Origin of the sequence: Succinimonas sp. (assembly GCF_045225735.1) — a bacterium.
In the GTDB taxonomy this organism is placed as follows: Bacteria; Pseudomonadota; Gammaproteobacteria; order Enterobacterales; family Succinivibrionaceae; genus Succinimonas.
In genome coordinates, this window is sequence record NZ_JBGVBR010000041.1 from 1 (window position 1) to 10,276 (window position 10,276).

Below are 10,276 nucleotides of genomic sequence, written 5' to 3' on the forward strand. Positions count from 1 at the left end.
GGCGCTGAAAAGCGCCGGCAGGGGGTGAACCTGGTTAACGGCATTTCCCGGGATTACCGCCGGGAAGGGCTTTTCTTTGACGAGATCCTGAAAAGCGCGGCAGAAGAAAAGGAAAGCGGCAGGCCGAAAGGACTGGCAGCAGGAAAGGCCGAAAGAACTGGTGATAATCATGGATTGCATTCAGCTTAAGCTTTGCGACATTCAGGGGCGGCTCTTTGAGCGTTCTTTGGCCTATGCCAGCGAAGAATTCATCCGGGACTTTATGAATTCAGAGGTGGCCCGGCATCTTGATTCCCCCTATAACAAGCTTCAGTGGATGGGGGAGGAATACCTTCTGGAGGAGCTTGCAGAGGAAAAGAATCTGACCCCGGCAGGAGCAACCTATAGTCCGGAAGTTCTGTACTGGATTGGCTATCTCCACCGGTTCTGGGCGTGCTCCAGAAATGAAGAGAGCCGGAAGATCTACCGGATTGCTCCGGCAAAAACCATGAAACGAAATTATCTCAATCTCCACACGACTGACCCGGAACTTGCCATCGAAGATCTCCTGGAGATTTACCGGCAGAGACACCAAAAATAAGGCCGATTCCTGTGAACCGGCCTTTTTCTCAGTCGTTCTCCAGCACCCCGAAGTGCTCCTGAGACACCTTCACCCGTTCCGCCGCCGGGAGCTTGCCGTGCTTTTTAATGTAGGTCTGAATAAACCGCAGTCTGGGGAGCAGTCCTGCGGAGTTGGCGGTCTGAATCGCCAGTCCCGGCCGGGCGTTAAGCTCCAGAAGGAGCGGGCCCCGGAGCTTGTCCAGCACAATGTCGGTGCCGATGTAGCCCAGCCCTGACATGTCATAGCAGCTGGAGGCCAGGTTAAGCACGTCCTGCCACAGGGGCACCCGGAGCTTGTAAAGATCGGCTCCGGTGTCCGGATGAATGTGCACGGGCTCGTTCTTCTGGACGGCGCGGATGGCTTTTCCGGAGCGGACGCAGATGCCCACTCCCACCGCGCCCTGATGGAGATTGGCCTTGCCGTCGGAGGCGGCGGTGGAGAGGCGCATCATGCACATCACCGGATAGCCGCAGAAGACGATGACCCGGACGTCCGGCACTCCCTCATAGCTGTAGTCCTGAAACACATCGTCAAAGTTGATGAGATCCTCGATGAGGGCGAAGTCCTGCTTTCCGCCCAATGAGAACAGCCCCGCCAGAATATTGGTAATATGGCGCTCCACATCCAGGGCGGTGAGACCCTGGCCGTTGGGCTTGTAGTACACCCCGTTCTCGGAGCGGGAGATCACCAGAATCCCCTTGCCGCCGGAGCCGTGGGTGGGCTTGATGCAGAAGCCGCTTTTGCCCTTGACGATTTCCGAGAAGTTCTTCACATCATACTGATGCTTGATGGAGCCGATGAGGGCGGTGGTGGAGACGTGATTCCTCATGGCCATTTCCTTGGTGAGCAGCTTGTTGTCCACCAGGGGGTACAGCTCTCTCTTGTTGTACCGGCCGATAAAGTTCACGTTCCTCTGGTTCATGCCCATGATGCCCAGACGGCTCAGCTTAAACGGCGAACAGTACTTTTTAAAGGGCCAGAGGTTCATGTCAGGCCTCCTTCTTCACGGCTTTGGTCTCTCTTTTCAGGCGATCGGCCTCCAGCTCGCCTTCCTTCACCGGATGGGCGATTTCCTCGGCCAGAGGGCGGAAGCGCTTGAGCTCGGTGAGACGGTAGCCGGTGTAGTTACCCATGATGAGCACCCCGGAGAGGATCACCAGCATGAGTCCCAGGAAGTTGAAGGACAGGTGCTGAATGTTGGGATTGGACATGGCCAGATAAGCCATCACCGCCACGAACATGGAGCCGCCGCCCTGTATCAGAACTTCCTTGTAGCCTTCCTCCTCCCAGAGCACGGACATTCTTTCGATAGTCCAGGAGAGAATGATCATGGGGAAGAAGGTGATCTTAATGCCATCGGTGAGTCCCACCTTGTAGGTGATGAAGCTCAGGGTGCCGATAATGGCGATAACCGTGATGATCACCGTGGAGATTCGGGCCACCAGAAGCAGGTTCAGATAGGAGAGCCAGGATCTGATAATGAGTCCGATGCCCACAATGGTCAGGAAGCCGATGAGCCCCACGGTGAGGTTGGTCTGCAGAAAGGCGGTGGCGATGAGCACCGGCATGAAGGTGCCGGAGGTCTTGATGCCCACGATAATGCGCAGGAACACCACAATGAACACGCCGATGGGGAGAAGCAGGATGTTCTTGAACACCGCCTGCTCCTCAATGGGCAGAGCGTTTACCGAAAGGTCGAAGCGATCCTGGTTTTCGGCATCCGGGCTGTTCTGCCGCATGGCGAAGGCCTTCTTTTCAGAAACGTTGTTCCGGATTATGGAGAACACCACCTGAGAGTCCTCGCCCCCGGAGATTTCCAAAAGGGAATTGGCATTGCTTTCCCAGATGAAGTAGGTGCCCTTCTTGGGCTCCTTTTCGGATTCCGGATCGATGATGCGGTAGGAGTTATCCGGATCAAAAATCGCGAGATAGGGCACGAGATGCTGATTCCGGCGGCCGTCCTCCAGCTTCACCACTCTGATGATGCGGGCCGGAATGTCATGCAGGTTCAAAAGCTTAACGATAAGCTCCTGCCGGGTGAACTTGGAGAGCAAAAGCCGGGCATTCTGATCCTGGGTCTTTATTTCCTGAAAAATCGCCTGGGTAAATGACAGGGGATCGGAGCTCCGGCTCCAGGCGGCATTCCCGATCTGGTTTATGGCCGTGAGGTAGGGCTCCTCCAGCACCACCTTGCCCACCCGGGGCACGGTCACCATGTTGTTTTTGACGGAATTGTCCGCCAGAATGCCCAGTCTGTAGTACAGGATCTGATGTCCCGTTACCGCCCGGTTGGACCATTCCGCTCTGGTATGCCCGGCGCGGTCGTTGAAGAAGAGCCCGTAATTGGGGCTCGCGGTGTTTTCGGAAACTATTCTGAAGCCGGGCTGGCTGTCGGGCACGGCCAGGGAGACCTTCACCGGCTTGTTTTCATCGTAGGAGGTATTGAAGCTTATCTTAGCCTCAATATCCCAGGCGATGTTCTTGGAAGATGGAAACCATGGCACATCGAAGGTAACATGCTCGTAGATCATCAGGGAGATGCCCGTGATGAAGAGCAGGGCCACTACGATGTAATAAACTCCGCGGCTAATCATATAAACGCCTCTGTAAACACCTGTGGATAAATCAAGTCCGGGAACCGGGAATGCTCTCCGGCGGGGGAGAGTATTCCCCTCCGGAATTACTTCTGGCCGGATCCGGCATCCGGAGCGCCGGCGCCGCTGTCAGCGCCTTCAATGGGCTCCTCCTTGGGATGGGCCAGCACCTGCTGCGGCTCGGCGCGCTTTTCCTTTGGCTGCTCCTTGTTATCTTCGGAACCGTCCTTGGCCGGCTTGTCCTTTTTGTCCTTTTTATTATTCTTGCCGGAGGAGTTTTTCTCGCGGTTTTTGTCCCCGGCATCCTTGTAGGCTTCTACGGTAACGGAGCTGTCGATCTTCCTCTGCACGTTTTCCCGGGAGACATCCACCACGGCGATGTCCTGAATGAATTCCCGGCCCACCAGAAGCGGGAACTGCATCTTGTCGCGGTTTTTCAGGGAGAATTCGTTAACTCCGGTATAGGAGCCGATTTTCACGGTCAGCTTCACCACCGGCCGTTCCTCGGGGCGATCTGATGAGGCCTGAATGATCACGGCGGTTCTGACCCGGGGGGCGGACAGATGAATGACATTGCCGTCATCCAGGGGAATGTCGAAGTTGTACCAGACCTTGCCGTCCTTTTCCACCTTTTCGATATTGGTGGCATTGATGGAGGAGACGCTGGCGCCGGTATCGATGCGGCTGGCGAAGGAAGCGTCGGCTTCGGCGATATAGACCCATTCCTGATTGCCGAAGATCATTTTGCCGTTGTCAAGACGGGTGGCATCCCCGCTGACCTTGACGGCGCTCCCGGCGGTGTCCCGGGGGGCGGCTCCCTTGGTCTTCCGGATCTCCCCGGAAAGCGCATTTAATTCCTGCCGGAGACTCTGGTTTTCCTGTTCCAGCTTTCGGGCGGCGCCGGAGCAGGTTTCCTGGGTTTTCACAGTCCTCGCGGTATTCTCCTCGATGGCGGCTTTAAGTTCGTTCATGGTTCTGACGTCGTCCTCCCGGGCCCGGGTCATTTCGGAGACCATGCGGGCGTTTTCATCGGTAACGGTTTTGAGCTCGGCGGCATCCGAAGCTGCCTGAGTTTTGGTGCTCTGACAGCCGGACACTGCAAAAAGGGCTGCCGGAATGAGAAAGGCGATTGCTGCCTTAAGCAGGGATGATTTAATCTTCATTTTTGATACCTTTTTTGGCAATGAATACTGCTCGCATCGGGGCCGGATAGCCCTCGACGGTTTTGGAGGGATCCTGAGGATCCAGATAATCCTCCAGGGATTCGAAAGTCATAAGCTCGGTGCGATGCTGTTCCGCGGGGGTGGTTTTTTCCAGGCTGACCATGACGGCGTCCGGAAAGCCAGTCCGGCGGAGCAAAATTTTCAGGAAATCCGGGGAAGGGATAAACCAGACATTGGCCATTTTGGCATAACGTCCGGCGGGGAGCAGGACGGTGCGGGAGTCTCCCTCTGTAACCAAGGTTTCCAGCACGAGCTCGCCCCCCGGCCGGAGAGCGTTCCAGAGCTGCGTAAGATGGTCTGCCGGGCTCGGGCGGTGATCCAGCACTCCCATGGAGAAGACCGTGTCAAAGGCGTTCAGCGGGGGGAGATCCTCCATGATGAGGGGGAGAAGATGGATGCGGCTTTTCAGATTCTCATCGGCCGCCAGGCTTTTAAAAATGGCAAACTGAGCCAGAAAGAGTCCGGAGGGATCAATTCCCACTACCTTGGAGGCTTGCTCTCCCAGCATCCGCCACATGTGGTAGCCGTTTCCGGCCCCCACATCCAGCACCAGACGATCCCGGAGGGGCGTGATATGAGGAAGAAGCCGTTCCCACTTCATCCAGCTTTCCCATTCCGATGATACCGGAACTCCGAAGATGCTGTAGGGGCCCTTGCGCCAGGGCATGAATTCCTGAAGGAGCTTTTTAATGCCGGCGCATTCCCCCGGAGACACGTCCTCCGGAGCCTGAAAGGACACCACCCGATCCGTGAGGGCGATGCCGGCGGCCTTTTTGCCGTTAAAGCGTTTGAGTCTCCGGGTGAGATTCCGGAAGATCTTGCCTTCCCCGGATTCCTGAAACTTTTCCAGCTGCCCCGGGAGCGTCCGGAGCCAGGGGGCCAGTCTCTCGTCTTTGGCAATGCCCGCCAGAAAGTCATCCCAGGGTGCAAACAGGTTCATGATTCAGTCCTTCACAGCAATGATCGATCCGAAGTTAAAGCACTGGTACCAGAGCCCCGTATGGCTGAAGCCGGCGGCTTTGAGATCGCCGAGCCTCTTTTCCGGGGTCTCGGTGATCATGACGTTTTCCAGAGCGGCTCTTTTCTGGCTTATTTCCAGATCCGAGTAGCCGTTGGCCTTCTTGAAGTCCAGATGGAGCCCGGTGAGGGCTGCCATGACTGCGGGATCCTCAAAGGAAAACTTTTCGCTGAGAATAAGGACGCCGCCGGGAATAAGAGCCCGGGCGATTTTTTCCAGCAGGGCTCCCCGGTCTTCCGGCGGGATGAACTGGAGCACGAAGTTCATGACCGTAACGGAACAGGGCTCAAGCTCGCAGGCAGTGATATCCCCGAGAATAATTTCCGCCGGAGTTTTCAGGCTTTGGGAGGCGATGATTTCCCGGGAGCGCTTCACCATGGCTTCCGAGCAGTCGATGCCGATGACCCGGCAGCCCCGGGGGGCGTTTGCCGCCATTTCCAGGGCGCAGGCGCCCAGACTGGATCCCAGATCGTAGAGACAGGTGTTCTCCCGGGCAAATCTCCGGGTCATCATGCCCACTGCGCTCACAATGCTGGGGTAACCCGGAACGGATCTCCGGATCATGTCGGGAAAGACGCCGGCCACGGTTTCGTCGAAGACAAAGTCCCCGACATGCTCCTTCCGGGTCGCGAAGATATTATCGTGCATAAAAAGCCTGAAACGCCGTTGTAATTTCGGAATTATACCAAAAACCGGCGCCGGCGCTACAACCGGAGGAGCGGCCCGGAATGCAATTTTGCGAGCTCGCCCGCCGCGTTAAAAATGCCCCGGAACCGGAAAACGCAAAGGCCGGATCAGAGGATGATTCCGGGAAGCCGTTTCGGAGGCGGCGGGACAGCCGCGGCTACTTATTGTGAATTTTTTTGAGAAACGAGATAAAGCGCAGATTCCAGCGGTGATTGTCCAGAAGCGCATCCCGGCCCGCCCAGTAGGCGGTGAACTCCGCCAGCTGGCCCGGAGTATAGCTGGCATCGGTGATGCCGGCCAGCCTTGCAGTATCCTTAAAGGTACTGTCAGGCTGCCAGGAGTCGGTCATCCGGTAGAGATGGCGATCCGTGTTCAGGGAGCGCTGATGGAGCGGCAGATCCATGGTAACCCCGTCCCACCAGCTGGCAAACTGCTGCCGGGATCCGGGCGCCGGACGCAGGAGTCCCGCCGCAATGAGCTCGCACACCACCCCATTGAGATCGCCGGCCCGGGGGGTATATTCCCGGGCGTTTCCCGAAAACCCGGTGCCGGAAATGGTCAGGGCCGGGGTGAGCCTATGATAGTCCAGCCGGATCTGCCCGTTCCTGCTTTCCGGCTTTATGCCCACGGCATAGAGCACCCGGGCTTCAAAGGACAGGGGGCTTGCGGTAAGTATTTTAAGTTCGGCAATGTTCACAGGGCATTTTCTCCTGATCCCGGAATAACATAGCTGCTTTCGGAATAACATAGCTGTTTCCGGATTAAGTCCTGTTATTTTACTCTGCTTTTCCGGTATTCGGTTGTTCTTTGTCTGCAGCAAAGAATGCCCGGCAGCCGCTCCCGGAGGGGCAGGCGGCATGAATTTTGCTTTTGCAAATAAAAGGATCCCCGGAGTGACAATATTCCCGCTTCTCCGGCTTTTGTAGCCCGAAAGGGGATTCCTTGGTAGAATAGGCGCCTGTTAAACCAGATTCTTTGTTTTTGCGGCATATTACGCGGCAATCAGGAAAAACGAGCAAGAGAAACACAAGTTAGAGAACACGAGATGAAAACTTTAATATACTCAATATTACTGGCATCTTTGACGCTTTCTCTCACAGCATGCGGCGAAGATGATCCTCCGGCAAAGCCCGAAATCAAAAAGGAAGCTCTTCCCGAGGGGCGGGTGATTACCCCTAACAATCGCTGCGGGCAGGGCTTCAGCTGGTGCGAAAAGCAGCAGAAATGCCTGAAGCCGCTGACTCTTCTCAAGGGCCGGGATCTCCACGACCTGAAGAAGATTTTTGATGAGGAATGCAATCCCTGAGATGAAGGGGATGTTTTTGTCATGAATGCCATGAAGCCGGACGGAACGTGTCCGGCCGCTGCCGTTACCAGATCCCCCGGGGCTGCCTCAGGGGATCAGTCCTTTGATGACCGGGCGCAGGAGTTCCGGGATCGCATCTACGGCTCTGACAAGGGGACTATTCGGCTGGAGGCATTGAGACAGGATTTTCAGGAAATTCTGACGGCCTTCCCGGAAGGAGATTCCCTGAGGGTTCTGGATGCCGGAGGCGGCTTTGCTCCCTTTTCCCGGGAACTCGCCCTCCTGGGGCATCAGGTCATGGTTACCGATATTTCCGCGGAAATGCTGGAGATCGGAAGGCGCGAAACGGGAGAACTCAGCTTTCCTGGTGCGGGCGGCATTTCCTTTATTCCGGGAGCTCTTCAGGATCTTCCCGGCATCTTTCCGGGCCGGCAGTTTGACATTGTGATGTGCCATGCCGTGCTGGAGTGGCTGGAGGATCCCTTTTCCGCGCTCCCCGTCCTCGCCGGTCTCGTCCGGGAGGGCGGCTTTCTCTCCCTGATGGTCTACAGCCGTCCGGCGCTTCTTTTTAAAAGCCTTATTGTGGGGAACTACCGTTATCTGGAAAACGGCATGCGGCCCCTGCGCCGCAAGAGCAAAATGAGACTGACGCCCCCGCATCCTCAGGATCCCCGGGAAATCCGGGAGGCTCTTAAGCCTCTGGGCTTTCCCGCAACCGTCCTGAGCGGCATCCGGGTTTTTCATGACTACATGGCCCGTTATCATCTTGCGGAGATCCCTGCGGAGGAAATCCTGTCCTGGGAGCTTAAAATGCGCCGTAATCCCGATTTCGCCCATCTGGGGCGGTATGCTCATATTTTCGGGAAGAAGGTTTAGCAGAGATGGAGGCTTAACAGAAAGAGCTTAACGGAGAGCCGACAGGGTGGGGAAGACTTAAGTGGATAAGATGCAGCCCGAGCTCCCGGATCGCAAACGCCCCCGGGGAGAGGCGTTTCTCGTCATACGGGACTCCGGGCGCCAGGCTTCAGGGCCCGGGATTTCAGAGCTTTCGGATCCTGCTCAAAGGAGTCTTCTTTCCAGAGCTTTCAGCTCGGCAATCTTATTGGTGACAGTGGTTTTGGGACCCATGTTTACAGTGCTCATCACCTGTTCAAAATCATCCAGCTTCCCTTTTTCCGAGCATTTCTCAAATAAGTCCACCGTCATTCTGACATACTTGATAAGCTTGTCATTGAGCTCCCTTATCATATCATCCCGGAAATCGTACGCCGGAGGTTTGACGCCGCCGTGGTATTTCTGCGCCATCTTGTCTATCTTTTCGTTCGGCTTGCCCGGATCGTAATCCCCTTTTCTGAGGTATAACGTGAACTTGTCCTCTGAATCACTCGGAAAGCCGGCAGTCCCCTGGAAAATACTTTTAAAGTGATAAGGATTTTCAACCGCCGCAAGATCGCCGTCATCCCCTTGCCGATAGACAAAAAGACAGTCCTGATCCTTCGGATCTATTCCTTCGCAATTGTCATTTTTCATAATGATGGTTTCGTTTTTTTCGGCGCTGTTTTTCAGGGCTTTCAGGCAATTATCAACGAGCTTCAGGTTTTCTGACATTCGGAGGTTATTCTCATAAGAAGCCTTAATGTTTTCCAGCTTGTCCGCATATTTGTCGTAATCAATCTTTTCCGGAGCCTTGCTGACCATGGTGTAGGCCTTGTTCAGAATCTGCCGCACCCGTCTTGCGGTAAGGGGCTTTCCGGATGCCACGTTTCCCTGGTTATCAAGCTTGAAATCCCCGGTCTTCAGCACGTCCTTCCCCAGCTTTTCCTCCAGCTTATTCAGAAAATCGCGGCTGAAGGTAACCCGGCCCTGCTCATTATGAACGCCTTCCATGTTAAAGGCCTTGCCCAGGGCTGTTAAAAGCTGCGCGCGGGCAGCGTTGTTTTCCGCCTTCTGCGCCGGGGTGCGGTTCCAAAAGCTGAAGAGCTTGTAACGCCCCTTGGCGGTAACGGAAATGCTGCCGTCGCCGCTTTTCCCGGCAGAAGCATTGATGATGGTATTCTCGTCAAATCCGGACTTAAAGGGGTCAAAGGACTTTAATGCAGAAAGATTGTCGGTCATACTGTTCTCCAAGGTCGGTTTTCTTTAGCTGCTTGCAATCTGTTACTGAGAGCGGCAGCCGCATTATAGGCAAAAAATCCCGGGCGGCACTGCCCCTCCCCTGAAAACGTTTTACCAGCCAGCAAAGATATGAATGACATCACGTTTCTGACAAAAAATCCCCGGCTCCCGGAAGGTCTGCTCCTGAACTCCATGAGGTTTCAGGATTATCCGTGGATCGTGTCCGGATCAAATTTTTGCAATTTTCCGCAATAATCGGCAAAAGTGTAACAATCCGCCGGTTTTTTCGTTTTAATATTAACTGAGAAGGGGAATTTGTTTTTTTGCTGAACCGCCCCGGGATCGAATGAATCTTTGCCGCTCCGGTGCCGTTGCGCGGGGGCACTGTAAAAAAGGAATGCAAAATGACTGGTGTTAACATTAATAACAATCTGAACATTGATAACAACGACATCATAGACCATAACCGGGGCGTTAATGCCGAAAACCGCGCTGACAACCGGCCTCAGGGCAATGTTGCCGTTCGTCCGGAAGGCGGTAATCAGAACCTGGAGATTCAGGCCCGGAATAACGAGGTCATAAATACCGCTGACAGGTATCCCCAAGCTTCTCCTTCAATGGCGCAGAAGTTTTCTGGCATTGAGTCTCGGGTCAAAGACGCTGCCGATGGCAGAGAGCATATGACGCTGGGGGATCTTATGAAGCTCCTTCAGGATCACTCGGAAACTAAGA

Annotated in this window: 11 protein-coding genes and 1 pseudogene; 5 read left to right on the top strand and 7 right to left on the bottom strand. The window is 55.2% G+C overall.

Translation table 11 applies throughout. The features are described 5' to 3' along the window. Window positions 1-189 (top strand): annotated as a pseudogene (locus ACJROR_RS01455) (hypothetical protein); the annotation flags it as partial. Continuing rightward, entirely contained in the window at window positions 170-580 is a 411-nt protein-coding gene (locus ACJROR_RS01460) for a hypothetical protein (RefSeq protein WP_406039905.1), read from the top strand. The pseudogene ACJROR_RS01455 and the gene ACJROR_RS01460, both read left to right, overlap by 20 nt. Before the next feature lie 28 nt (window positions 581-608). Here the strand turns inward: ACJROR_RS01460 and ACJROR_RS01465 are convergent, their stop codons facing one another. From ACJROR_RS01465 to ACJROR_RS01490, 6 genes are all read right to left on the bottom strand, one after another. Then, window positions 609-1,589 (bottom strand): alpha-L-glutamate ligase-like protein, encoded by a 981-nt coding sequence (locus tag ACJROR_RS01465; protein WP_406039907.1) that lies wholly within the window; start codon window positions 1,587-1,589, stop codon window positions 609-611. Between the two features lies 1 nt (window position 1,590). Further along, window positions 1,591-3,195: an inactive transglutaminase family protein gene (locus tag ACJROR_RS01470; protein ID WP_406039909.1), complete on the bottom strand. Its 1,605-nt coding sequence runs from the start codon at window positions 3,193-3,195 to the stop codon at window positions 1,591-1,593. A gap of 86 nt (window positions 3,196-3,281) precedes the next feature. Continuing rightward, window positions 3,282-4,358, bottom strand: coding sequence for an ATP-dependent zinc protease (locus ACJROR_RS01475; RefSeq protein WP_406545548.1), 1,077 nt, complete (start codon window positions 4,356-4,358; stop codon window positions 3,282-3,284). Continuing rightward, a complete protein-coding gene (cmoB, locus tag ACJROR_RS01480; protein ID WP_406545549.1) occupies window positions 4,348-5,358 on the bottom strand; it encodes a tRNA 5-methoxyuridine(34)/uridine 5-oxyacetic acid(34) synthase CmoB in 1,011 nt (336 codons plus the stop codon). The genes ACJROR_RS01475 and cmoB overlap by 11 nt, the downstream gene beginning before the upstream one ends. A 3-nt stretch (window positions 5,359-5,361) precedes the next feature. Continuing rightward, window positions 5,362-6,084, bottom strand: a complete 723-nt coding sequence (gene cmoA / locus ACJROR_RS01485) for a carboxy-S-adenosyl-L-methionine synthase CmoA (protein ID WP_406545550.1) — start codon at window positions 6,082-6,084, stop codon at window positions 5,362-5,364. A gap of 196 nt (window positions 6,085-6,280) precedes the next feature. Then, entirely contained in the window at window positions 6,281-6,820 is a 540-nt protein-coding gene (locus ACJROR_RS01490; protein ID WP_406039918.1) for a DnaT-like ssDNA-binding domain-containing protein, read from the bottom strand. A 348-nt stretch (window positions 6,821-7,168) separates the two neighbouring features. Here ACJROR_RS01490 and ACJROR_RS01495 point away from each other — a divergent pair, with 348 nt between their 5' ends. Together ACJROR_RS01495 and ACJROR_RS01500 are read left to right on the top strand one after the other, a co-directional pair. Next, window positions 7,169-7,429 (top strand): hypothetical protein, encoded by a 261-nt coding sequence (locus tag ACJROR_RS01495; RefSeq protein WP_406039920.1) that lies wholly within the window; start codon window positions 7,169-7,171, stop codon window positions 7,427-7,429. A 21-nt stretch (window positions 7,430-7,450) separates the two neighbouring features. Next, window positions 7,451-8,305, top strand: coding sequence for a methyltransferase domain-containing protein (locus ACJROR_RS01500; RefSeq protein ID WP_406545551.1), 855 nt, complete (start codon window positions 7,451-7,453; stop codon window positions 8,303-8,305). Between the two features lie 183 nt (window positions 8,306-8,488). Here the strand turns inward: ACJROR_RS01500 and ACJROR_RS01505 are convergent, their stop codons facing one another. Beyond that, window positions 8,489-9,544 carry a hypothetical protein gene (locus ACJROR_RS01505; protein ID WP_406039924.1) on the bottom strand — a complete coding sequence of 352 codons (1,056 nt, stop codon included), beginning with the start codon at window positions 9,542-9,544 and terminating at the stop codon, window positions 8,489-8,491. A 404-nt stretch (window positions 9,545-9,948) separates the two neighbouring features. On the opposite strand from ACJROR_RS01505, the gene ACJROR_RS01510 reads away from it, so the two are divergent. Further along, window positions 9,949-10,276, top strand: a 328-nt coding sequence (locus ACJROR_RS01510; RefSeq protein WP_406545552.1) for a hypothetical protein, incomplete at its 3' end; no start/stop codon positions are given.